We start from the raw sequence: 23285 nt of genomic DNA, 5'->3' as shown, positions 1-23285 counted from the left end.
CGAAAGGACACTGCATGCGAGTTCCCTGGCGCACGACCCTGCTGTCGTATACCTTCCTGGCCCCGGCCCTGATCCTGCTGGGCGTGTTTACCTTCTATCCGCTGCTGTACGGTTCGTACCTGGGCTTTACGGAGTACAACGGCGCGCGGTTTGCGCAGGGGCTGGACCCCAAGTGGGTGGGCACCGCCAACTTCGAGAAACTCTTTGCCGATCCCCTGTTCATGACCGCGCTGCAAAACAGCCTGAAATACCTGCTGGTGGTGCCGGCCCTGCAGCTGGCGGCCCTGGGGGTGGCGGTGCTGGTGAACAAGCAGCTGCCCGGCATGGCCATCTTCCGCGCTGGGTTCTACGTCCCGGTGGTGACCTCGATTTCGCTGGCGGCCGTGATGTGGGAATGGGTGTTCAACCGCGAAGGCACCCTGAACTGGCTGCTGCGTTCGCTGGGCCTCACCTCGCCAGAAGCGCAGTTCGGCTGGCTGAACTCGGAGGTCTGGGCGTTCTGGGCGGTCATGCTGGTGACCTTCTGGCGCGGCTTCGGCTATTACATGGTCCTGTATCTGGCCGGCCTGCAGAACATCCCCGAGGAACTGGAAGAAGCGGCGGTGCTGGACGGCGCCAGCGCGTGGCAGCGCTTCTGGAAGATCACGGTCCCCCTCATGCGGCCCACCATCCTGCTGTGCACGCTGCTGTCCACCATTGCCGCGCTGCGCGTGCTGGAAGAAGTGCTGGTGCTCACCAACGGCGGCCCGCTGAACTCCACCTACACAGCGCTGATGTACGTGTTTTCCAAGGCCTTCCAGGGCTTCGACTTCGATTATGGGCTGGCCAGCGCGGCGGGGCTCGTGGTGGCGGCGGTGGCGTTGGTGCTGTCTTTTGTGAACTTCAAGCTGTTTAACCGCCCCGAGGAGGAACAGACATGAGCCTGACCGCCGCCACCCCGGCCCGCGCGGCCGGACGCACCGTGGCGTGGCGCCAGCCCGTGGCGCTGATGCTGCGCTACGCCGTGCTGATCCTGATCCTGTTGTTCGCCCTGTTTCCCTTTATCTGGACCCTGGCGATTGCCCTGACCGACAAGACGGCCGGCACGTCCATCTACGCCTTTCCACAGAGCCTCTTTCCGCAGCGCGTGACCCTGCACAACTTCGTGGACGTGTTCCGCTCCTTTGCGCTGGGCAAGGCGCTGTGGAACTCGGTGGTGATCACCGCCCTGACGGTGCTGGGCACCCTGCTGATCTCGGCGCTGGCGGCCTACCCGCTGGCCCGCTTCCGCTTTCCGGGGAGCGCGCTGATTTTCGGGGCGATTCTGGCCACGCTGGTGCTGCCCTCGGAAACCACCTTTATCGTGAACACGCTGACCCTGAAAAAGCTGGGGCTGCTGGGCACCTACGGAGGCGTGGTCATTCCCACGATTGCCGGCGCCTTTGGCATCTTCCTGATGCGGCAGGCCTTTGTGTCGGTGCCGGTGGCGCTGCTGGAAGCCGCGCGGCTGGACGGCGCCAGCGAACTGACCATCCTGACGCGCATCATGTTGCCGCTCACCAAGCCGTCTCTGGCTGCCCTGGGCATCTTCACCACCGTCACCACCTGGAACGCGTATTTCTGGCCCATGCTGGTGCTGTCTGGCGCGCCAGACAAAGCGCCGATGGCCGTGGCCGTTCTGAAACTCAAGGGGCAATTCAACTATGACCCGTTCAATATTGCGGCCGGGGCCATCATCATGATGCTGCCGGTGCTGATCGTGTTCCTGGCGGCCCAGCGCCTGTTCCTGCGCGGCATGGAAGGAGCGGTGAAATGACCCCCCCCAGCGAATCCCTGATGCTGCGCGAGGCCCGCGAGGCCCCGCAGGTGGTGGCCCGGCAGGCCGAAGACCACAGCATTGAGCGCGCCGCGCACACCATTGCCGCCTTTGCGCCGTCCTTTGTGGTCACGCTGGCCCGGGGGTCTTCGGATCATGCGGCGACCACGCTGCGCTACGGCATCGAAACGCATCTGCGCCTGCCGGTGGTGAGCGCCGCGCCCAGTGTGGCCGGGGTGTACCACGCCGACGTGAGCTACCAGGGCGCGCTGGTGCTGGCCATCAGCCAGTCGGGGGGCAGTCCTGATCTGGTCGAGACACTGGCTCAGGCCCGCCGGGGCGGGGCGCTCACCTGCGCTCTGGTGAACACGCCCGGCAGCCCGCTGGCCCACGCCGCCGACCTCGTGCTGCCGCTGCACGCAGGCGAGGAGCGCGCGGTGGCGGCCACCAAGAGCTATCTGGCCGCCCTGACCCTGGGCGCGCGGCTGCTGTGCGCGTGGCGCCCGGACGAGAGCCTGAGTGCCGCCCTGGCTCGCCTGCCCGGGGCCCTGGAACAGGTGCTGGACCAGGAGGCGCGCGCCGAACAGGCCGCCGAGCGCCTGACCGGCGACCAGACCACCCTGGTGCTGGGCCGTGGCCTGCACGCCGGCGTGGCCGCCGAGGCGGCGCTGAAACTGCAGGAAACGGCGGGGGTGGCCGCGCTGGCCTTTTCCACCGCCGAGTTCGCCCACGGCCCGGCGCGGCTGGCCGAACCCGGCACCCCGGCGCTGTTTTTCCAGGCGCGCGACGCCACCGCCCCCTTTACCGCCGACAGCCTGGGCACCCTGCGCGGCTACGGCGCCCAGATCACCCTGATTGGCGACGACGTGCCGGGGCAGGCGCCCGACCTGCCCACGCCCCCCACCGGCCATGCCCTGACCGACCCGGCGGTCTCGGCGCTGGCCGCGCAGCTGCTGATTGCGCACGCGGCACTGCGGCGAGGCGAAAACCCCGATGCCCCGCCCCGACTGGCGAAAGTGACGCGGACGAGGTGACCATGTTTGCTCCTGCCCGCACCCTGATCGTGGACCTGCCCGGGCCCACGCTGAATGCCGAACTGGCCCGCTGGCTGCGCGCCCTGAACCCTGGCGGCGTGTGCCTGTTCGCCCGCAACATCACCACGCCCGAAGCCACCGCGCGCCTGGTGGCCGAGATCCGCGACGCCCTGGAACGCGACGTGCCCATCGCCACCGACCAGGAAGGCGGCGCGGTGCTGCGCCGCCTGGACAGCCCGCAGCCGCCCACCCCGCAGGGCTTGGGCGTGCTGGGCGACGAACGGGCCGCCTTCGAAGCCGGCGCTCTGGCCGCGCGGGGGCTGCTGGAACTGGGCATCAACTGGAACTACGCCCCCAGCCTGGACGTGAATGTGGACCCCCTGAACCCGGTGATTGGCGAGCGGTCCTTTGGCGCCAACCCGCACCTTGTGGCGCGCCTGGGCGTGGCCTGGGCCCTGGGCAGCGAGACGGCGGGCGTACTGAGTTCGGTCAAGCACTACCCCGGGCACGGCGACACCCGCGTGGACAGCCACCTTGCCCTGCCGGTGGTGAACAAGACCCGCGCCGAACTGGAAGCCTGCGAGTGGGTGCCGTTCCGCGCGGCGGCCGAGGCCGGGGTGGGCAGCGTGATGACCGCGCACATCCTGTACCCCGCCCTGGACCCGGATCGGCCCGCCACGCTATCTCCCACGCTGCTCTCCGGCGTGCTGCGCGGTGAATGGGGCTACGGCGGCGTGATCGTGACCGACGCGATGGACATGAAAGCCGTGGCTGACCGTTACCCCGGCGGGCGCGGCGCCGCACTGGCCCTGATGGCCGGGGCTGACGCCGTGCTGCTGTGCGGCCACGGCGACCAAAGCGTGCACGACCTTCACGCGCGGGCGCTGGAGACGGCCCTGCAAGGCGGCACCCTGGCCCCTGAGCGGCTGGACGAAGCGGTAACCCGGCTGGAGCGGATCACCGGGCGTTTCCCGGGGACCCCGCGCGCGTACAGCCCCGCCCAGCGCGACCAGGATGAGGCCGCCACCACCCGCTGGGCCCTGAGCGCCCTGGAACGCCGGGGCGCGGTGCCCACCCTGGACCCGTCGGCCCCGGCACTGCTGTTTGCCCCGGAAGCGGGCGAACTGGGCGGCCCATACGGCGATTACCTGGGGCTGGCTGCCCTGGCCGACGCCCTACGCCCTGCCCTGCCAGGACTGCACGCGGCCCCGGTTGAGGACAGCGCGGCGGTGGGCGACCTGCTGACGCGTTTTGCAGGGGCGCCAGTGCTGCTGGCCACCACCGGCCGCTGGACGGTGCCCGACGCCACCCGGGCGCTGGCCGCGCGCCTGACCACGCGCCCGGCGGTGCATCTGGCGCTGTGGTCGCCCGATGCGGCGGCCGAGTTGCCTCTGCCCGCCCTGGTCACCCACGGGTTTCGCCGCGCCCACCTGCAGGCGGCGGCTCAGGTACTGACCGGCGGCGTGCCTGGCTAGAGCAGATGACATCAAGATGATGTTGGTTCTCGACCCTCTCCCCTCGTGGGACTCGACGAGCTGCGACGCAGAGCGGGCCCCCGCGCAGCAAGGGGTGAGGGGGTTCTTTTATCAACCGCTCTAAAGGTGGAGTCCAGAGTGTCGCTGGGGCAAACATAGTCCGGGACTGGGACAAATAGAGGGGTGCTTTTTTGACCCAGAGTGGAACGAACCGCCAAACCGTCACCATATAAAAAGGAGGCCGCGCCCTGCTCTGTGCGGCCTCCTTCTGTGCCTTCTCTACACCAGTTTCAGCAACTCGGCGTAAGGACCGGGGCAGCGGCCATCGGCGGTAAAAGGGCAGTTGTGGGTGAGGCGCACCTCGGGCTGGCCGTGGTGACAGATGCGCTCGCCGCGCTTGATGCGCCCGGCCAGATCCACGGTTTCGGGCATGGGCGCGTCGTTCAGGTCCTCGCGCAGAAAGCGCAGGAAGCGGCGGTAGTGCTCAGTGGCGGCGTACTTGCCTTCCACTACCGACAGGCAGGTCATCAGTTTCTGGTGGTGGTTCTCGCCCAGAAAGGGATCGCGCCGCAGCGCGGCCACAAGGTCCTGAACCGCCAGTTCGCACTGCAGGTGCTCGCAGTGCAGCACCGAACGCTCAAGGCACGCCCGCGTGTATGCCGACAGATGCTCCTCGCGGGCGGTTTGCACCCATTCCGCCTGAAGGTGGGGCAGGAAATCACCGCCGTATTCGGCCAGGGCCTGACTCAGCGCCTGCAACCGGGCGTCGCCCCCGGCGTGTTCAGCTTCGGCCAGGGCCGCGTACAGCCGGAAAACATCGCTGGCCCGCAGCACCTCATCGGACAGGCGGTAAACACCGTAGACCTCGGCAATCCGGCCCGGGGCGCCCAGGGCCGCGCGCGCCCGGTGCAGGGCCACGCGAAAGCGGTTGCTGCTGCGCGCGCTCGGGTCCTCCTGCCACAGGCCCTGAATGATGTCCTCGCGGGTGCGGCCCTCGGGGTGGGCCAGCAGGAAGAAGACGAGGTCACGCGAACTTTCCGCTTCCCATTTGACAGGCTGGCCGTCACGCACCACCTCGGCGCGGCCAAGAGAACGCAGGCTCAGTTGGGACATGGACCACCTCTGGAAAAACAATCGGCATTTGGGGCCGTGGGCGCGGGGGGAGAGGGCCAGCCCTTGGGGCCTCCCGAGTCTAGGCCGCCGCTAAAGTGGAGAGCAAGCTCCACATTTCGCCCGGCGAGGTGTTTTCTGTTTTCCCAGACGGCTGAATATGCGCTGCGCGCGGCGGTGACCCTGGCCCAGCAGCCAGAAAGACCATTCACCGCTGCCGAACTGGCCCACCAGACTGGGGTGCCCAGCCCGCACCTGCTCAAGGTTATGGGACAGCTGGCACGCGCTGGCGTGGTCCGCGCCCTGCGGGGCAAGCGGGAAGGCTACCGCCTGGACCGGCCGCCCGCGCAGATCATCCTGCCGGAGGTGGTGAGCGCCGTGGACCCCCTGCCGCGCCTGCACCGCTGCCCGCTGGACCGCCCGGAGCACGCCCAGCAACTGTGCCCCCTGCACCGGGAGCTGTATGCCACCTATGCCCAGCTTGAAGCCACCCTTCACCGCCGCTGTCTGGCCGACCTGTTGGCCGAGGACACAGCTGGGTCACCCCAGGCCGCCGCACCCGCCCCTCTGTGCGCACCGCAGGGTGGGTGGGGGACCACTGGTAAGCCAATGGATTTGGGGGGCAAATGAATGCCGCTGAGGTTTGGGCGCCTCCACGCCAGCCATAGCATCAGCTGTCCAAGCATCGCGCCTGGTTCTCAGAACCGCTTGGCGCCGCTGACCCGTTGCCCCCGGTGGGCTTCCTGGGCCACCCGCTGCCAGGGCAGGCCGCCGGGGCGCCCCGCCTGAGGGGCAGCGGCCAGTTGCACGGGTAGGCCACTGTGCGCGGCCAGGGCCAATGCCAGGGCGGCCCGCGCCTCGTCCGGCGCGTGCGTTTCCCCACTGACGCCCAGCACGATCAGATCGGCGCCGCAGCGGGCGGCGTAGGCGGCGATGGCCGGCGCGGCGTCCTGACCGGCCAGGGTCAGGGTGGCGGTCTCCGGGGGACGGCGGGCCCCTGCCGCCAGCGCCCGCAACTGGGCCTGCACCGCGCCTGCCCCCAGCGCCTCGTCGCCACTCAGCACGCGCAGCAGGGTCACCCGTCCGCCCAGTGCCCGGGTCAGCCGGTGGGCTTGCTGCGCCGCGTGGGCGCTGGCTGGATGATCGTCAACAGGCACCAGAATGTGCCGATACATGGGGCTCCTTTTGGGCAGGCGTGAGGGACAGGGCGGAACAGGTGGAGGGGACAGAGGGCAGAAGCTCTGGCAGGCCAGGGCCAGACCTACAGGCCGAGCCTCTGTCTCGCTGCACGCTCTGGCCGGTTTGCCCAGGGCTGCGCAACTGGGCGCCTGCACCACTCGGGCGCGTGCGGGATGGGCGGAAATGGGGCAGGCTGCGGCATGAATCCTCCAGGGTCGGGCCCAGCGCGGCTGGAGTAGCCCCCGCTGGCGTTCGTCGCCAAGGATGCCCGCAGGCCAGTTACGGCGCCGTTACGGTCAGGTAGGCACAGGCACCAGCGGCCAGGGGAGGCGTGATACGGTTCCCGTTCTCTCCGGGATCGAACCGGGACACCACCGATTCGGTCACTCCTTTTCCGGCAACCGTTTTCCCTCTTCACTCTGCTCGGGTTGAACAGTTTTGGTCACTGTTCAACTGGAATCCGCATGAGGGGTTCTGCTCCTGGCCTCGAAGAACAGCGCGGACCGATTTCACACCGGGTCAGGGGACTGGCCGAACCAGGGCCGCTGGAGCGGCGTCACCTCTCCCCTGTTGCCGACTACCCTGGTTTCCCGGGTTGCGCGCTGGCTTCCGCACAGGGCGAAGGCGTCCTCTGACCCGCACCACCCACCATCACAGCGACTGCCAGTAGGTGTCGCCAGCACAGGCGCGGCACTGCACGCCCGTTTCCCCCCGCACCTCGCGCTCGTTAATGATTTCCTCGCCGCAGGTGTCGCACACGGCGCGCTTGCCCGCCACGCTGATCAGGGCGGCGAGGTCTATGGTCAGCGTGACGGGCTGCACCGTGAACAGCGCGTCATCCGGCCAGCTCTGGTAGGCGGCCATGTAGGCGTCCCAGCGTTTCTGCCCCTCTGGGCGCCCGGCGCGCACCCGCTCGCGCAGATCGGGGCGCGGGGCCATGCGCACGGCCTGCCCGGTGCGGGTGTCCACGAAGGTGGCGGCCACCTTGCCGTGGTCCACCAGCCGCATGGTGCGCCGCCCCAGCCAGCATCCGCTGGCCACCGACACGCCGTCAGCAAAGCAGCCGTCCGTTTCCACGAAAACCAGCACGCGCTTGTCGGTGCGGGGAAAGGGCAGACCCAGGCGCGCCCCGGCCAGCAGCCCCATGCGGGCGCCCAGCACCTGCCGGGGGCACAGGTGACGGTGCAGCGCCGCGCTCTGGGCCAGCAGGGCGGGCAGAGGCCCCAGATCCGTGGCCGGGAAAGCGGTCACGCTCCCCCATCAGCCCAGCGGCCCAGACCAATCCCCACGACATCAGTTGCGAGCATCCGGCCGGACACTCCCGGCGCGGAGTCCAAATAAACAGAAGGCGTTGGTTCGACCATCAAGAGGCTCCTGGACAAGAAGAAACGACAGGCACTTCAAAAAACACCCGGTCTGGGGGCTCAGAGGCGCCGTGCGCATCATAGTGAACGGGCAAGGGCCTGGGGGCCACAGGCTATAAGACCGTGGAGCACGGGCCAGAAGCGGGCGCCGCGCCGACGGTCGGCCTGTAGGCAGCCGGCACACCAAGGCAACCACGACTCTGCAGGCCAAGCGTCCCAGAGCAGGGGCCAACTCGACAGACCCTTTGGAAAAGCAGTTTGCCATCTTTAACCATTCCAGAATGGCAAACTGCCATTTGTAGTAGAATATCTCTGGAGGAAAAATGGCAACAAAAACGAATTCCCGTGTGCAGTCCCTGATTCGGTATGCCCTGGAGGAGCGTGCGGCACGCGGGTATCAGGGCGAGTTGCCAGAGGGCAAAGTCACTCTTCGGCTTCAGGCCGTGGACGTGTTCTGGCTGTCGCAACTGGCCGACCTGCTGGACGCCAGCCGCACGCGCGCCGCGTCCCAGTTGCTCTCGGCGGCCATCCGCGATGCCGCCCAGGCAGCGGGCCTAGACACCGAAGGTGACGCCTTCCAGACGGCCTTCCAGACCTTTCTGAGTCAGGAATTTCCCCACGAGACTTCACCCCCCGGCGGTGCTTGAAAGGAGGCCCCTCTATGCCACACCACACCGATCTGATCTCTGCCCTGGCCGTTGGCTTGACGCTGGCTTTTTTCGGCGGGCTGGCCGCCACCCGCCTGCGGCTTCCGCCCCTGATCGGCTACCTGCTGGCCGGGCTGGCTATCGGGCCGTTCACGCCCGGCTTCGTAGCCGATGCCGCCATCGCCGCCCAACTGTCTGAAATTGGCGTGATGCTGCTGATGTTTGGTGTGGGCCTGCATTTCTCTATTGGTGACCTGCTGGCGGTGCGGCGCTTTGCGGTGCCGGGCGCCCTGCTGCGCATCGTGGCCGTGACGGTGCTGGGCGCCGCTGCGGCCCACCTGTGGGGCTGGTCGCTGGGGCAGGGCATTCTGCTGGGATTGGCCCTCTCGGTGGCCAGCACCGTGGTGTTGCTGCGGGCTCTGGAAGAGCGCGGCACCCTGGACACCACCAACGGCAAGATCGCGGTGGGCTGGCTGGTTGTGGAAGACCTCGTGATGGTGCTGGCGCTGGTGCTCCTGCCGGCCTTGGCACCGCTGCTCAGCGGCGCTGGCGGGACCCTAGACCTGGGTGCTCTGGGCCTTGCGCTGATGGTCACGCTGGGCAAGATGGGCCTGTTCGTGGCCGTGACCCTGCTGGCGGGCCGGCGCTTCATTCCGTGGATGCTGGCGCGCGTGGCCCGCATTGGTTCACGCGAACTCTTCACGCTGGCGGTGCTGGGCACGGCGCTGGGCATTGCCTACGCCGCTGGCGCGCTGTTTGATGTCTCGTTTGCCCTGGGCGCTTTTCTGGCCGGGGTGGTGGCCAGCGAGAGCAAGTTCAGCCATCAGGTGGCCCAGGACGCCCTGCCTTTTCAGGACGCTTTCGCGGTGCTGTTTTTCGTCGCGGTGGGCATGCTGTTTAACCCGGCCATCGTGCTGCAGGCCCCGCTGCTGGTGCTGGCCACCGCCCTGATTATTCTGGTGGGCAAGACGCTGATCGCCTTTTTCACCCTGCGTCTGTTGCGCGCTTCTTTTAGCACGGCCCTGACCGTGGCTATTTCCCTGGCCCAGATCGGCGAGTTCTCGTTTATCCTGGCGACCCTGGGCCGCGATCTGGACCTGTTGAGCGCTCAGGGCCAGAACCTGATTCTGGCGGGGGCCATCGTGTCCATTGTGCTCAATCCGTTTCTGTTCCGCCTCATTCCTGTGCTCGAAGCCTGGCACGAACGCCGCGCCCCCCACACCCCCCAGGCGCCTGGAGCGCCCCTCAATCTGAATGGACACGTGGTACTGGTGGGATATGGCCGTGTGGGCCGCCTGATCGCGCAGCGGCTTCAAGCCCAGCAGGTGCCGCTGGTGGTGGTGGAAGAAGACGAACGCCTGACCGAGGAACTCCGCGCCCAGGGCATGACGGTGGTGTACGGAGACGCCGCCCGGCTGGAGGTGCTGACGCGTGCCCAGGTGCAGGCGGCCCGGGTGGTGATCCTGGCGGTGCCTGACAGCCTGCAATCGCAGCTGATGCTGGAACAGGTGCGCCACCTGAACCCCGGCGTGCATGTCACGGCCCGCACCCACGATGAGCACACCCAGCAGGCGCTGCTGGCCTTAGGCGCCAGTGACGTGCTGTACGGCGAATACGAACTAGGGCTGGCTATGGGCGAGCACGTGTTGGCGGTTCTGCACCCCCAACCCCTTCAGACCGGCGCCCCGGCGACGCTGCCCTGAGCCCAGGGCCGAAAGGGTTGGCCCTGGGGCGGCTCCGGGGACTGCACTGACCACCACGAGCGGTACCCAGGTCACTCTTCGGGGTCGGCGTCCCCGGGGGCATGGAGCAGTGGGCTCTGGCCGGGAACCAGGGCCAGGTCGCACAGGGCCAGAAAGGCGCGGTCGTCGGGCAGGGCACTCACGCCCACCGTGACCGCACCGGCCGGCCACTCGGAGAGCACATAGTTCACCGCGCGCTCGGGGCGGATGGCGCTGGGCAGCACCGTCAGGCCCAGGGGATCGCGGGCCACGCGCAGGTCCTGGCGGAAGGGGGCGTCGGCCAGCCAGTCGTGCAGCCCCGCTTGCGCCTGATCCAGCGCCAGCGCCAGGCCGTGGGGGTGGCGCAGATGCACCAGCAGGGGCCGCCCGCCCCGCTCGGTCACCGTGACGTCCAGGCCCAGTTGCGACAGGGCGTTCAGGTGGGTGGCGGCCTGGGCGGCCAGGGCCAGGGCTCCTTCTGTTTCGGCCTGGGTTTCGCGGGTCAGGCGGCGCCACGCCGGGTCTTCCTCGCCATCTGGCGTGAGCACCACCGCCCCGTGGGCCAGCACCTGCCAGGAGGTAAAGGCGGCGGGCACCGAGAGCAGTTCCTCTTCACTGAGCCCGGTCACCGGAATCAGGGTGGCGTCCCCCAGCAGCTGCAACAGCCCGTCTGAGAGGGCCGCGAGGTCGGTGTCGCCCGTGGGGTCGTACAGGGTCCCCAGGGGATTGAGAAAGGCGCTCAGCATGGCGCCATGCTAGGCCACGCCCGGCCCCTGGCGCGGGACCGGGCGCGGCGCGCGGAGCAAGGGAGCCCTAGCCCTGGGGTGCCCCCCCGGCCACGGCCAGCCCTTTCACGCGCACAGCAGGCGCCCCGGTGCCGCCCCAGGTCCATTCCAGGGTCTCCCCCACCGCTTCAATCTGCGCCAGCAGCTCGGTAAAGTTGCCGGCCACTGTAAAGACCTCCAGCGGATAGGCACGCACGCCGTCTTGTAACCAGAAGCCCTCGGCCTGCAGGCTGAAATCGCCGGTCAGGGGCTGCGCGCCCGCATGCCCGCCCGAGACTTCCGTGAGCAGAATGCCTGTTACGCCCGCCGTCACCTCGTCGTCGGGGGTGTGGCCCGGCTGCAGGAAGAGGTTGCTGTGGCCCACCCCCACCACGCCTTGGTAGCCCTGACGCGCGGCGTGGCCGGTGCTGGCCTGTCCGGCGCGCGCGGCGGTCTGGGCGTTGTGGAAAAAGGCGCGCAGTTCTCCCCCGGCCATCAGGGTCAGCGGGGCGCTGGGGCACCCCTCAGCGTCAAAGGCGCGCGAGGACATGCCCTGGGGCAGGGTGGGGTCATCCAGCAGCGTCACCAGGGCGCTGCCCACCGGCTCCCCCAGGCGCCCGGCCAGCGGGCTCTTGCCTTCCTCCACAGCGCGGCCACTGAACATGGACGAAAACAGCCTCAGCAGCGACCCCATGCACTCGCCGCTGATCACCACCGGAAAGGTGCCGGTGGGGGCCGGGCGCGCACCCAGCAGGGCAAGGCTTTTTTCGGCGGCGCGCAGGGCGGTCTGGGTGGGGTCCAGCGCCGTGAATTCGCGCGTGAACTGCCAGTCGCTGCCCATGCGGTTCTCCTCGCCGTCGCGCGCCAGCGGCGCGGCGTAGGTCATGGCGTGCAGGGCGCGCTGCTCGCGGCTGAGGCCCTCGGTATTGCCCACCAGCAGTTCGGTCTGGCTGTCTTCATAGCCCAGGTAAGGCACGCTGACCACCCGGGGGTCGTGCGCCCGCGCGGCCTGTTCCAGCGTCAGGGCCACCTGCGCCTTTTGCTCGGGGGTCACGCCGCTCAGGCCCTCGCCGTACAGGTCCAGGCTGGGCGGCTCGCCCCAGGCGATCAGGGCCGCGCCGGGTTCAGGGGCCACCAGCCGGGCGTTTTCCACCGCGCGTTCCAGGGCCCGGTCCAGCGCGGGGCGCGCGAGGTTCTCGGTAAAGGCCGCGCCCCACGCGCCGCCCACCAACGCGCGCAGGCCCACGCCCTGCCGGGTGGAGAGCTTGTATTCGCTGATCTCGCCGCCGTGGGCCTCAATGGCGGTGGCGGCCTCGCGCTGGGCGTAGACCTCCAGCGCCACGCCCTGTTCGTGGGCGCGGTCCAGCAGGTGGCGGCGGGCGGCGTCCAGGCTCAGCTGGGCGGTGTCCGGGGCCCCGGTCATGCGCGGCCCCCCACGGTGATCTCGCTGATCAGGATGTGGGGCTGGCCCACATCGGTGGGAATACTGCCCGAGACGCTGCCGCACATCCCCTGGCCCAGCGCCAGATCGTTCGCCACGCCCACGATATTGCGAAGGTCCTGCGCGCCGTTCCCCACCAGAGACGCCCCCTTGACCGGCTCGGCCAGCTCGCCGTCACGAATGAGGTACGCCTCTTTCACGGCGAAGTTGTATTCCCCGGTGCCGGGGGTCACGCTGCCGCCGCCCATGCGCCGCGCATAGAGCCCGTACCCCACCTGCCCGATCAGCTCTTCTGGGGTCTGGGGGCCCGCCTCGATAAAGGTGGAACGCATGCGGCTGGCCGGGGCGAAGGTGTAGTTCTGCCGCCGCCCGCTGCCGGTGCGGCGGTGGCCGGTGTTCAGCTCGCCCACCCGGTCCACCATGAACGAGGTCAGCACCCCTTTTTCAATCAGCGCCGTGCGCTGGCCCGGCAGGCCCTCGTCGTCCACGCTCACCATGCCCCACGCGCCGGGCAGGGTGCCGTCGTCGGTGGCGCTCACGCAGGGGTGGGCGATGGCCTGTCCCAGCTTGTCGCCAAACACGCTGGCGTTCTTTTCCACGGCGGTGGTTTCCAGAATGTGGCCGCAGGCCTCGTGGAAGATCACCCCGCCAAACGCGTTGCCAATCACCACCGGCAGCTTGCCGGCGGGCGCGTGCCCGGCGCGCAGCATGGCGTTGGCCATCCGGGCGGCCTCGGCACCAGTGGCTTCGGGGGTCACGGTGTCGTAGAACTCCAGGCCCTGCCCGGCCCCAGGGCCATAAAAGCCGCTCTCGCGCCACGTGCCGTCCTGGGCAATGGCGCTCACCATCAGCCGGGTCCACACCCGCTCATCCTCGGCCCACAGGCCTTCCGTGTTGGCGATCAGCACGCGCTGCACCCGGTCCAGGTAATTCACGTCCACGGTTTTCACGTCGCCCACGCCAGCGGCGGCGTGGTGGGCGCGGCGCATCAGGGCCAGCTTGTCCTGCGCGCGGGCGTGCAGGGGATGCTGCCGGGCCACGTACAGCGGGCGCACGTCATGGCGGCGGAAGTCCAGCCCGCCCGTGCCCTGGCGGCTCACCTCGCCCTGCCCGGCGCGGGCGCGGGCCACATCGCCCGCCAGCTGGCGCAGCCCCGTGGGCGTGACATCGTTGGTGTAGGCGTACACCACGCGCGTGCCGTACAGCAGGCGCAGGCCCGCGCCGAACAGGTTGCCGCCGCCTGCGTCACGCACCTCGCCCTGGTGCAGGCGGTACCCGGTGTTGTGGGTGTCTTCCACGAACAGCTCGGCGAAATCGGCGCCGCCGCTGCCGGCCAGGTGCAGCACGTCGGCGCACAGGCCAGGATCAAGCAAAGAGGGGGTCTGGGTCATGGTCATGCCGGGGCAACTCCTGGGGGTGGGGAGGAGGGGCCAGTGGGACTGGCCGGGCGGGTGGGTTGTCAAGCAGACAGGCCCCAGCATGCCGCAAAACGGAGCCGGGTGCCGGGGCATGTGGGGAGGGTCAGCCGCCGCCTCATTGCTCCCTCCCGCTGTGGTGGCTCTTGAACTTGGTGCCTGCTTCTTCAGCCTCTTCTCACCCGGCACGGCCGCAGTCCACGGAACGATGAACCCGCCCAGGAGGCGCCATGACGACATCCCTTCCTTCCGACCGCGCCGCACCGCCCGCCCTGACCTGGGGCAGTACCCTGCTGGGGATTGGCCTGGGCGGCTTTTTCGACGGCATCGTGTTGCATCAGCTGCTGCAGTGGCACCATCTGCTGAGCAGCGTGTATGCCCCCACCACCCTGGACAACCTGAAGCTCAACACGCTGGCCGACGGTTTCTTTCACGCGGCCACCTGGGTTTTCACCGTGCTGGGGGTGGCGCTGCTCTGGAGTGGCACGCGCAGCGGCCACGCGCCCCGGCGCACCTCTGCGCTGTTGGGGGGGCTGCTTCTGGGCTGGGGACTTTTTAACGTGGTCGAGGGCCTGATTGACCACCAGCTGCTGCAGATTCACCACGTTCGCCCCGGCCCCCACCAGCTGGCCTATGACCTGGGCTTTCTGGCCTGGGGGGCGCTGATGATGGTGCTGGGTTGGGCCCTGCTGCGCCGCTTTCACACGCGGCCATGAGTGCCGTGCACCCTGGGCCTGCCCCCTGGCCTCAGCGGCTGGCCCGCGCGCCCGGCTGGCTGGCGCTGGGGGGCGTGGTGCTTTCGGGGGTGCTTTCGGTGCTGCTGGCCCTGGCCCTGGCCCCGGCCCTGCTGCCCGCGCCGGCCTCAGGCAGCCCCGAGGGCCGGTTCGTGCAGGAAATGCTGGTCCACCACGCCCAGGCGGTGAACATGGCCCGCCGCATCGCGCCGCGCACCCAGGACCCTGCCTTAAAGACCCTGGCCGTGCGCATCCGTGACACCCAGGCCCAGGAGATGACGCAGCTGCGCGCCCTGCTGCAGGCCTGGGGGCAGCCCACCCTGGGCACGTTACCGCCCTACCACGCGGCCCAGATAGGCATGGCTTCCGTGCAGGCGGTGGCGCAGCTCAGCCACCTGCCAGTCCTGGAGGCCGAGCGCCTCTTCCTGCAGCTTATGATCCGGCACCACCAGGGCGCGGTGCAGATGGCCCGGCCATTTCAGGGGTGGCTTCAGCGGCCAGACATCCGGGGGCTGGCCCGCCATGTGGGCAGCACGCAGCGCGGCGAAACCGAGCAATTGCAGGCCCTGCTGACCCGGCGCGGCGGCCAGCCGCTGCCCCCTCCCCTATCTCCTCACCACTGAAGGGCCGGGGCCGAATCTGGCGCGGCAGGTGCGGTCTCGGCGCGGCCCCGTTCATGCCACCATGCACCCCATGACGCGCCGCCTGACTGCCCTGGCCCTGCTGCTGACGCTGGGTTTGCCCGCCTCGGCCACCGAGCTGCGCCTGTATCCCGGGTTTGCCGAGGTGCGCACGCCTGTCACCCTGCAGGCGGCCGGCGGGCAGGCCACCCACCAGCTGCGCTTCAGCCGCGCAGCCTGGAGTTTTATTCAGCCGGGCAGCCTGACCTTTACTGGCGCGCCCCTGCGGCGGCTGGAGGTGCGCCCCACCGATCTGGACTGGCTGACGACCCAGCAGGGCCAGCCGGTGCGGGTGCTGCGCGCCGGGCAAGCGCCACTGGACGGCGTGCTGGTGCGCGCCGCCGACCTGCTGGTGCGGCTGTCGTCGGGCGAGTATCTGACCGCCGCGCCCGGCGAGCTGGCCTTCGCAGCGCCGCCCCCGCCAGACGCGCTGGCCGGTGGGGTGGCGGTGCAGGTGGACGTGGCCGGCCAAGGCCAGGTGACCGGGGCGCTGAGCTACCGCACGCAGGCGCTGGCGTGGCAACCCCGCTACGAACTGAACGCGGCGGGCAGCGGGGCCCGGCTGGCCGCCCTGGCCGAGATTCGCAACCGGGGCACCGAGACCTACGAGGCCCGGCAGGTGGACCTGTTCGCGGGTGACGTGCGCACCACGCCGGCTGGGCTGGGCAACGAGCAGCAGTCCGGCCGAGGGGTCACCCCCACCGCTGCCGTGATGCCGGTCCCCATGTTGCCCGGCTCAGCTGGGGTCACCAGTCTGGGCGAGGTGCGGGGCCTGCAGCGCTACGCCCTGCCCGGTGGCCTGACGCTGGGGCGCGGCGAGAGCCTGACACTGCCGTTTGTGCAGCCGCGCCTCACGGGCTTTACGCGGTACGCGCTGATCAGCATGTACTTTGACCGCCAGGAGCGCACAGGCCGGGCCAACCGGCACTACAAATTCACCCCGGACCAGTCGCTGCCCACCGGGCCTTTGACGGTTCGGGAAGACGGCACCCTGGTGGGCACGGTGCCCCTGCCAGCGGCCCAGGCCAGCCGCCCCGTTGACCTGGACCTGGGCGCCGACCACGAGCTGCGGTACGTGCGCCGCGTTCAGACGCTGGGCGTGGAGAGGAATGCCGAGGGCCGGATACTCAGCACCACTTTTCAGGTCACCTATACCCTGACCAGCACCAAAGCGCGCCCCGTGCAGACCCAGGTGCGCGAGCAGCTCTACGGCCGTTTTGTGGTGGTGGACGGCCAGCCCGCCCCCAGCCAGCAGGTGACGGTGGCGCGCCGGGTAGATGTGCCCGCCGGCCAGCAAGCCACCGTCACCTTCCGGGTGAAGCTGGGGGCGAACTGATACGGTTTGCGTTTGGGGAACTACCGATTCGCTCACGCCTTTCTCGGCAGCCGCTCTTTTTTCCTTGCTCTGCCCAGGTTGAACAGTGACAAAACCTGCTCAACCGGAATCTGTATGCTCTCTCCTCCGACCCGCTCTGCTGTACGTGCATGAAAGGAGCGTTAGGCACGGCGCGCACGCCCACCCATCTGCAGCGCGCATCCTCGGGCCATGAACCGCTTTGAAAAAACCGTCAAGACCCTGGACCAGCTCTGGCCTGACCTGCAGCAGGGCGACCCCAAAGCCATTCATGAAGCGCGCAAGCTGACGCGGAAGGTGCAGGCGCAGCTGCGGATTGGCAGCGCCCCCAAACGAACCAAGCGGGCGTGGCGCGACCTGCGCCGGGCCGTGGCTCCCGTGCGGGACCGGGACGCCGTGGGTCAGCATCTCTTGCAGGCGTTGAAGGAACTGGAGGTTCCGCCCCAGGCCCTGAGCAACTTTGAGCAGGCCTGGACCGAACACCGGGCCCGCGCCCAGGCAGAGGTCGCGCTGCCCGACCTGCCCCCAGCAGTCAAACGCCCCAAGTCGTGGAAGGCGCGGGTGAAAGAAACCCTGTGCAGCGACGCCCACGAATTGCTGCGCGAGGCCGAGCAGGTGTTCCAGAGCCCCAGCGCGGAACCCTGGCACGAGTGGCGCAAACACCTGAAACGCTACCGCTACACCGCCGAGCTGACAGGCGACGCCCCCGAAGCCCTACTGGCCGTGCTGGAGCAGCTGGGCCGCCTGCAAGACGCCCAGGTGGCCCAGACGATCCTGACGGAAGAAGACTGGGTGCCCCAATACCGCGAGGCCCTGCTGCGCCGCGAAGCAGAGGCCCAGCGCCACGCCCAGGCCCGCGTGCGTGACCTCTGGCCTGCACTGAAAGAGCATTTGGAAGAGCAACAGAAAAGCTGCGACGAGTAAGCGGGAGAGCAAATGTTGTTGCTGTGGAAAATTCCCATAACAGGGGGAAGCACCAGCGGCCCTCAACGGGCTGGAGAGCCTCATAACAGCCTCGAAAACAGCGAAGTGCAGGGGAGCCAGAAACGCGCTTACCCCCGCACTTCGTTTTGCTCGTCACGTGACGAGCAGTTCCAACTTCAGTCCTTGAAGCGGCTCGCCAGCGCCGAGGACGCCCGAGAGAGTAGAGTCACGTCGGTGCCCACGGCCACGAAGGTGTAGCCCCACTCCAGGTAGGTGCGCGCCACGGCTTCGTCGGTGGAGAGGATGCCCGCCGCCTTCCCGGCCGCGCGAATGCGGGTGGCGGCCTGCTGGATTGCCGCCTGCACCTCTGGGTGACCGGGCTGCCCCAGGTGCCCCAGGCTGGCCGCCAGATCAGCCGGGCCAATGAACACGCCATCCACCCCGTCCACCGCCGCAATCTCGTCCAGCGCCGCCAGCCCTGCCGCCGATTCCACCTGCACGATCAGGCACACGCCTTCATCGGCAGCCCTCAGGTAAGCGGCGTCGCGGCCAAAGCGACTGGCGCGCGCCAGGGCCGCGCCCACACCCCGCACGCCGCGCGGCGGGTAGCGGGTGGCGGCCACCAGATCGCGGGCCTGCTCGGCGGTGTCCACCATCGGCACCACCAGCGTCTGGGCGCCAATGTCCAGCAGCTGCTTGATCAGCACGGCGCTCCCAATAGGCGGGCGCACCAGGGCGTGGGTGGGATAGGGCGCCACCGCCTGCAAGCCCGCCAGGGTAGAGCGCACGTCATTGGGGGCATGTTCGCCGTCAATCAGCAGCCAGTCGAAGCCCGCCCCGGCGCACAGCTCGGCGCTGTAGGGATCGGCCAGCGCCAGCCACAGCCCGATCAGGCGGTCGCCGCGCACAAGGGCGGTTTTAAAGGCGTTCTCAGGCATGGGCCTGCCCTCGCGCTTCGCCAGCAAAGCGGCAGGAAAAGGCCCCTAGGGGGCCGTAATCGAAGGTAAACACGTCGCCGCTGGCAATGTCTACCGGGCGGGTAAAGGAACCGGCCAGCACCAGTTCGCCAGCTTTCAGTCCCTCGCCGTGGGGGGCCAGCCGCTGGGCCAGCCACGCAATGCCCGCTGCCGGGTGGCCCAGCACCCCCGCCGCCACCCCGGTTTCTTCAATCACGCCGTTGCGAATGCACAGGGCAGCGGCCCAGCGCAGGTCCATGTCGTCGGGGCGCATGGCGCGGCCCCCCACGATCACGCCCGCATTGGCCGCGTTGTCGCTGATGGTGTCGGTGACTTTCCGGGGTTTGCCGGTGGCGCGGCTGACCCGCTGAATGCGCGCGTCAATGATCTCGGCGGCGGGGGTCACGTACTCGGTGGCGCGCAGCACATCGAACACGGTGACGTTTGGGCCTTCCAGATCGCTCTTGAGGAGGAAGGCCAGTTCCACCTCGACCTTGGGCGCCACAAAGCGCGACAGGGGAATATCCCCGTTGGGCTCGAAAAACATGTCATCCAGCAGGGCTCCGTAATCGGGCTCGGTGATCTGCGAGGCCATTTGCATGGCGCGCGAGGTCAGGCCAATCTTGTGGCCAGTCACGCGGCGCCCGTTCGCCACCTTGTGTGCCACCCAGGCGCGCTGCACGGCGTAGGCGTCGGCAATGGTCATGCCGGGAAAGCGTTCGCTGAAAGGCGGCAGGGGAGAGCCGCTGGTTTCGGCGGCCTCCAGTTCCTGCGCCAGAAGGGCCAGCTGGTCATCGGGAATACAGCGCTGATCGGGTGTCATGGTGCTCCTTGGGTCTGGGTCCATCGGGTGCGAGAACGATTCAAGTGAAGTGGGAAGGTGGCAATGTGGGCATTCAGATATGGCCTTAAGGGCTCGGTCAAGGGGTGGGCGTCACGGCGAGAATCCACCCCGCTCACGGGCCGGGGGCGCAACTGTCCCCCCAGCTGTCCCGCCCGCTGCCTAGGGTAGAGGTATGTCGCCCTACCTGCGCCGGCCCCTTTCCACTCCGCCTGCCCGCCTGCTGCTGGCAATGCTCGGCTCGGCCCTGTTGGGCGCTGCAGTCGGGGCGGCCCAGCCGGGAGCGATGCCCACGCCCCGCCCCCAGCCGGTGAAAGCGACCACTGTCCCAGGCAGCGGCGCCACGTTCACGGTGCAGGCGGTACCCCTGCCCCCCGGTTTTCAGCACGCCTTTGCCCTGGCCCTGAACAACAAGGGCGACGTGCTGTTCGTGGCGCACCCGGGCGCCCAGGCCCGCGCCGACGACAACGACGTGCTGCACCTGTGGACCGGAGGAACGCCCCGGGCCCTGCCCCTGCCCAGCGGCTTCAAGACCGGCGAACTGGCCTCGTCGGTGGGCCGAACCTGCTTGGCGGACGATGGGCGCTTCGTGCTGAATACCTTTTCCGAGCAGCTCCCCCTCTTCTCCAGCGGAGGCCGGTTGACCCCCCTGCCTTTCCCTGACCCCAACATTTTTATTCAGAATTGCGCGCCCGACCTGACGGCGGTGGCCAATGACCTGAATACAGACGAAAGCTACCTGTGGAGTCCGGCGACAGGGACCATCCAGACCCTGCAGGTGGCCGGTGCCCACGACGTGAACCGTGCCCGCCAGGTGGTGGCGGACAACGCCCTGCAGCGCCCAGAGGGCTTGTACAGTGTGGACAGGAAGGTGTGGCAGCCCCAGTTCATCAACGAGGCCGGGCTGATTCTGGGCGAGGACGTGGCCGGCGATGGCGCCACGCTCTATGTGTGGCCGGCGAATGCGGCGCAGCCCGCCCAGGTGCAGCGCCCCGCTGGCACCGACGCCGTCTTCGCGCAGGACCTCAACGAGAAGGGGCAGGCCCTGGTGGGGTATCTGGACGATCAGTTCATTTACACCCACGCCACGCGCACCTACCGCCCCATTCGGGTGGAGGGCTGGCGCATCCAGGGAACCTACGCCCTGAACGACCAGGGCTGGGTACTGGCCCAGGCGGTCCAGAACGGGCAAAGGGCGGTGCGAACGGTGATCCTGAAACCGAAGTGACGGCAGAGCCCATTGAGTGCAGACAGCCTCAATGGCCCTGGGGCGAACGGGCTGGGTCTCCGATAAGGGCAGCAGCTGGAATAGAGGCGCGGCGCGGTGGCAGGCCGTTTTCACTCCAGCCGCCACCGCGCCGCGCACTCGGTCCATCCTCAGATCACATGCACCGGGATGCCCGTCAGGTCGCCTGCCACAGCGGCCACCACACCGCCGTCGAAGGCTTCCATGTCCGAGGCCTCCTCAAACCAGCTGCGCGGCGTCTTGGCGCCCCACAGGGTCTGGCGGCGGGGGTCGTCACGCAGCCAGCGGATGGGCTCGAAGTCCGGGTCCACGGTCACGTAATCGCTGGTGTACAGCTCAATGCGGTGGCCGTCCGGGTCGCGGATGTACAGGAAGAAAGCGTTGGAAATCCCGTGGCGCCCCGGACCGCGCTCAATGCGCTCGGGCTGGCGCGCGCCGGCCAGAATGTCGCAGGTGCGCACAATGGCGGTGATGTCGGGCATCCAGTAGGCCCAGTGGTGCAGCCGGGGGCCCGCGCCGTTCGTCAGGGCGAGGTCGTGCACACCGCCCCGGCGCTGAATCCAGGCGGCCCAGTAGCGCTCCTGCTCGTCCACCGTGTACTCCGACAAGCGGAAGCCCAGTTCGTCCATGTACCAGCGCATGGTGCGCTCCACGTCTGGCACCATCACGTTCACATGGTCCACGCGCTGCAGCCCCGGGCCCCGGTGCAGATGGTAGTCCTGCAGCAGCCAGCGGTGCTTCTGGCTCTCGTGGTAAAAGGCCACCGGAATGCCGAAGGGGTCCTGCAGCCGCAGCAGGCGCGGGCGGTCCAGTTCCTCTTCCCAGCGGTACGGCAGGCCCTGGCGCTCGGCCAGCGCCACCAGGGCGTCCAGATCGGCCTCGCCGGCCACGCGGTAGGCGAGGTGGCGCACGCGGGCATGGTCCTCCTGCACCAGTTTCAGGGTCCACTCGCGGTCTTCCACGCCGCGCAGGTACAGGGCCCCGGGTTCCTCGTGCAGCACGTTCATGCCCAGCAGGTCCACGTAGAATTCGCGGCTGGCTTCCAGGCTCCGTACAGTCAGCACGGCGTGGGCAATACGAACCACATTGGGGCGAAGGGGGGAGAGGTCAGTCATCGGCGGCCACCGCCTGGGGCGCGCCGGCCCGGTTCAGGAACGCCTGAATGCGCTCCACGTAGGGCTGCTTGTTGTAGACCTCGTACAGCGCAGAGTGCATGCGCACCGGGTCCCCGAAGAAGAACTTCTCGTACAGGCTCTGGCGCCCGCCAAAGCTGCTCATGGACATGTCCCAGGCGAGGCGGAAGAGCTTGAGGCGCTCGTCGGCGCTGGCGGCCCCGGCCTGCAGGTACTTCTGGATCTGTGGACCCAGCGGGCCCTCGCGGTCCGCCTTGCCCGGCATCATGATGATGCCGCTGGCACCCAGCAACTGCAGCAGTTCGGGCAGGCGGGCGTACACCGCCGGGTAGTAGTTGCGCGCGGCGTCCAGTGGGCCACGGGCGGGGGTCATCACGCCGTACGCGTTGGGCTGGGCGCCGGCCACGGCCGCCACCTCCAGCGCCTTCATGATTTCCAGCGTCACGATGATTTCCGCAACCTTGCTCTGCACATGCTGGAACTGCCCGGAGCCAATGGCATTCACGATGGCCTGCGCGGTGCCCAGGAAGGCTTCGGTCTTGGCCACCTTCAGGTTCACCACCTGATAGGCCATGTGCAGCACGGCGTCGGTGCCGGCGTAGGCCTTGTTCGCCAGTTCCACGTCGTACAGCAGAAACACGCGCTCCCAGGGCACCAGCACGTCGTCGAAGATCACGAAGGCGTCCTGCTCGTCAAAGCGGCTGCCCAGCGGGTGGTCTTCGGGGTCGCGGCCAATGTCAAAGGGCTCGCGGCACTGGAACGACAGGCCCGGCGCGTTGCAGGGCAGCGCAAAGCCCATGGCGTACTTGCTCTTGTCAGCGTTTTCCTTCAGCACCGTGCTGGGAAACACCAGAATCTCGTCGGCAATGGGCAGCGTGGCCATCATGCGCGCGCCGCGCACAATCACGCCTTCTTCGGTTTCCTCCACCACACCCAGCGCGATGTAGGGGTCGGGCATCTCGCTGGCCTGCTTGGCGCGGTTCACCTGCGGGTTGGTGAGCGCGTGGGTCAGGCACAGGTCGTTTTCACGCACGAATTCGAAGTAGCGGCGCATGTTGGCGGCGAAGTCGCGCCTGGGGTCGCCCTTCACGCTGGCGCTGCATGCCCCGAAATAGTCGGCGCCCACGCCAGCGGCCATCACGTTCGCGTTCATGTAATCCGGCGCGCGGCCCAGAAAGCCCAGGGCGTAGTTGGCGCGCACACGGTGGGCCTCGCCAATTTTGGCCAGGTCCTCTTTCGTGCGTGGCACCATGAACGAGGTCGCGTAGCGCTGGCCATTCTCCTCGAAAGTCAGCAGGTCACGCAGCTCGGGTTGGTGCTGCAGGTCGTACAGCCCGGCGAGGCTGTGGGCCATGTTGCGGGTCGCGAGGTGGGTCGTGGGGTCGGTGACCCGCTGCCCGTCGATGTAAAGGGTCGGCGGGTTCTGCCGCAGACGGTCTAAAAACTCCTGGCCAGTGATGGCGCCCATACGT

Annotated in this window: 22 protein-coding genes; 12 read left to right on the top strand and 10 right to left on the bottom strand. The window is 68.7% G+C overall.

Annotation, left to right across the window (positions count from 1 at the left end; genetic code table 11):
• The first annotated feature begins 14 nt into the window (after positions 1-14).
• Genes KMW22_RS14215 through KMW22_RS14200 form a run of 4 tightly spaced genes read left to right on the top strand, consistent with a single transcriptional unit; the run spans position 15 to position 4304 of the window.
• On the top strand, positions 15-920 hold the full coding sequence (locus tag KMW22_RS14215; protein WP_221090711.1) for a carbohydrate ABC transporter permease: 906 nt from the start codon (positions 15-17) through the stop codon (positions 918-920).
• The gene (locus tag KMW22_RS14210; RefSeq protein ID WP_221090710.1) at positions 917-1795 is read left to right on the top strand and encodes a carbohydrate ABC transporter permease; all 879 of its coding nucleotides are present in this window, start codon (positions 917-919) and stop codon (positions 1793-1795) included. Before KMW22_RS14215 ends, KMW22_RS14210 begins: the two co-directional genes overlap by 4 nt.
• The gene (locus KMW22_RS14205) at positions 1792-2829 is read left to right on the top strand and encodes an SIS domain-containing protein (protein WP_221090709.1); all 1038 of its coding nucleotides are present in this window, start codon (positions 1792-1794) and stop codon (positions 2827-2829) included. The genes KMW22_RS14210 and KMW22_RS14205 overlap by 4 nt, the downstream gene beginning before the upstream one ends.
• A gap of 2 nt (positions 2830-2831) precedes the next feature.
• Complete coding sequence (locus tag KMW22_RS14200; protein ID WP_221090708.1) at positions 2832-4304, top strand: glycoside hydrolase family 3 N-terminal domain-containing protein; 1473 nt, start codon at positions 2832-2834, stop codon at positions 4302-4304.
• Positions 4305-4583: 279 nt separating this feature from the next.
• Here KMW22_RS14200 and KMW22_RS14195 read toward each other — a convergent pair whose 3' ends face one another.
• Positions 4584-5417, bottom strand: a complete 834-nt coding sequence (locus KMW22_RS14195) for an AfsR/SARP family transcriptional regulator (protein WP_221090707.1) — start codon at positions 5415-5417, stop codon at positions 4584-4586.
• A 135-nt stretch (positions 5418-5552) separates the two neighbouring features.
• On the opposite strand from KMW22_RS14195, the gene KMW22_RS14190 reads away from it, so the two are divergent.
• Positions 5553-6044: an Rrf2 family transcriptional regulator gene (locus KMW22_RS14190; protein ID WP_221090762.1), complete on the top strand. Its 492-nt coding sequence runs from the start codon at positions 5553-5555 to the stop codon at positions 6042-6044.
• A 68-nt stretch (positions 6045-6112) separates the two neighbouring features.
• Here KMW22_RS14190 and KMW22_RS14185 read toward each other — a convergent pair whose 3' ends face one another.
• Complete coding sequence (locus tag KMW22_RS14185; protein WP_221090706.1) at positions 6113-6589, bottom strand: universal stress protein; 477 nt, start codon at positions 6587-6589, stop codon at positions 6113-6115.
• A gap of 655 nt (positions 6590-7244) precedes the next feature.
• The gene (locus KMW22_RS14180) at positions 7245-7844 is read right to left on the bottom strand and encodes an FmdE family protein (RefSeq protein ID WP_328774711.1); all 600 of its coding nucleotides are present in this window, start codon (positions 7842-7844) and stop codon (positions 7245-7247) included.
• A gap of 436 nt (positions 7845-8280) precedes the next feature.
• Here KMW22_RS14180 and KMW22_RS14175 point away from each other — a divergent pair, with 436 nt between their 5' ends.
• Together KMW22_RS14175 and KMW22_RS14170 are read left to right on the top strand one after the other, a co-directional pair.
• Complete coding sequence (locus tag KMW22_RS14175; protein WP_235692978.1) at positions 8281-8604, top strand: hypothetical protein; 324 nt, start codon at positions 8281-8283, stop codon at positions 8602-8604.
• A gap of 14 nt (positions 8605-8618) precedes the next feature.
• Positions 8619-10307, top strand: a complete 1689-nt coding sequence (locus KMW22_RS14170) for a cation:proton antiporter domain-containing protein (protein WP_221090705.1) — start codon at positions 8619-8621, stop codon at positions 10305-10307.
• A gap of 71 nt (positions 10308-10378) precedes the next feature.
• Here KMW22_RS14170 and KMW22_RS14165 read toward each other — a convergent pair whose 3' ends face one another.
• The 3 genes from KMW22_RS14165 to KMW22_RS14155 all read right to left on the bottom strand — a co-directional run bounded on the left by KMW22_RS14165 (position 10379) and on the right by KMW22_RS14155 (position 13927).
• Positions 10379-11071 carry an HAD family hydrolase gene (locus KMW22_RS14165; RefSeq protein ID WP_221090704.1) on the bottom strand — a complete coding sequence of 231 codons (693 nt, stop codon included), beginning with the start codon at positions 11069-11071 and terminating at the stop codon, positions 10379-10381.
• Between the two features lie 67 nt (positions 11072-11138).
• Positions 11139-12512 carry a TldD/PmbA family protein gene (locus tag KMW22_RS14160; protein ID WP_221090703.1) on the bottom strand — a complete coding sequence of 458 codons (1374 nt, stop codon included), beginning with the start codon at positions 12510-12512 and terminating at the stop codon, positions 11139-11141.
• The gene (locus tag KMW22_RS14155) at positions 12509-13927 is read right to left on the bottom strand and encodes a TldD/PmbA family protein (RefSeq protein ID WP_235692977.1); all 1419 of its coding nucleotides are present in this window, start codon (positions 13925-13927) and stop codon (positions 12509-12511) included. Before KMW22_RS14155 ends, KMW22_RS14160 begins: the two co-directional genes overlap by 4 nt.
• A gap of 248 nt (positions 13928-14175) precedes the next feature.
• Between KMW22_RS14155 and KMW22_RS14150 the strand changes: the two genes are divergently transcribed.
• The 4 genes from KMW22_RS14150 (at position 14176) to KMW22_RS14135 (ending at position 17637) form a co-directional block, all read left to right on the top strand.
• Positions 14176-14661, top strand: coding sequence for a DUF2243 domain-containing protein (locus KMW22_RS14150; protein ID WP_221090702.1), 486 nt, complete (start codon positions 14176-14178; stop codon positions 14659-14661).
• Entirely contained in the window at positions 14658-15302 is a 645-nt protein-coding gene (locus KMW22_RS14145) for a DUF305 domain-containing protein (RefSeq protein ID WP_221090701.1), read from the top strand. Before KMW22_RS14150 ends, KMW22_RS14145 begins: the two co-directional genes overlap by 4 nt.
• A 70-nt stretch (positions 15303-15372) precedes the next feature.
• Positions 15373-16695, top strand: a complete 1323-nt coding sequence (locus tag KMW22_RS14140) for a hypothetical protein (RefSeq protein ID WP_221090700.1) — start codon at positions 15373-15375, stop codon at positions 16693-16695.
• Positions 16696-16905: 210 nt separating this feature from the next.
• Complete coding sequence (locus KMW22_RS14135; RefSeq protein WP_221090699.1) at positions 16906-17637, top strand: CHAD domain-containing protein; 732 nt, start codon at positions 16906-16908, stop codon at positions 17635-17637.
• 176 nt (positions 17638-17813) lie between these two features.
• Here KMW22_RS14135 and hpaI read toward each other — a convergent pair whose 3' ends face one another.
• Together hpaI and hpaH are read right to left on the bottom strand one after the other, a co-directional pair.
• Positions 17814-18575 (bottom strand): 4-hydroxy-2-oxoheptanedioate aldolase, encoded by a 762-nt coding sequence (gene hpaI, locus KMW22_RS14130; RefSeq protein WP_221090698.1) that lies wholly within the window; start codon positions 18573-18575, stop codon positions 17814-17816.
• Complete coding sequence (gene hpaH / locus KMW22_RS14125) at positions 18568-19416, bottom strand: 2-oxo-hept-4-ene-1,7-dioate hydratase (protein ID WP_221090697.1); 849 nt, start codon at positions 19414-19416, stop codon at positions 18568-18570. Before hpaH ends, hpaI begins: the two co-directional genes overlap by 8 nt.
• 304 nt (positions 19417-19720) lie before the next feature.
• On the opposite strand from hpaH, the gene KMW22_RS14120 reads away from it, so the two are divergent.
• A complete protein-coding gene (locus tag KMW22_RS14120; RefSeq protein WP_221090696.1) occupies positions 19721-20662 on the top strand; it encodes a hypothetical protein in 942 nt (313 codons plus the stop codon).
• A gap of 149 nt (positions 20663-20811) precedes the next feature.
• Here the strand turns inward: KMW22_RS14120 and hpaD are convergent, their stop codons facing one another.
• The gene (hpaD, locus tag KMW22_RS14115; RefSeq protein ID WP_221090695.1) at positions 20812-21795 is read right to left on the bottom strand and encodes a 3,4-dihydroxyphenylacetate 2,3-dioxygenase; all 984 of its coding nucleotides are present in this window, start codon (positions 21793-21795) and stop codon (positions 20812-20814) included.
• Complete coding sequence (gene hpaB, locus KMW22_RS14110) at positions 21788-23281, bottom strand: 4-hydroxyphenylacetate 3-monooxygenase, oxygenase component (protein WP_221090694.1); 1494 nt, start codon at positions 23279-23281, stop codon at positions 21788-21790. The genes hpaD and hpaB overlap by 8 nt, the downstream gene beginning before the upstream one ends.
• Positions 23282-23285: the final 4 nt, after the last annotated feature.

The sequence above is a fragment of the Deinococcus aquaedulcis genome, from assembly GCF_019693445.1.
Taxonomy (GTDB): domain Bacteria; phylum Deinococcota; class Deinococci; order Deinococcales; family Deinococcaceae; genus Deinococcus; species Deinococcus aquaedulcis.
This window is presented reverse-complemented; position numbering and strand designations above follow the sequence as displayed.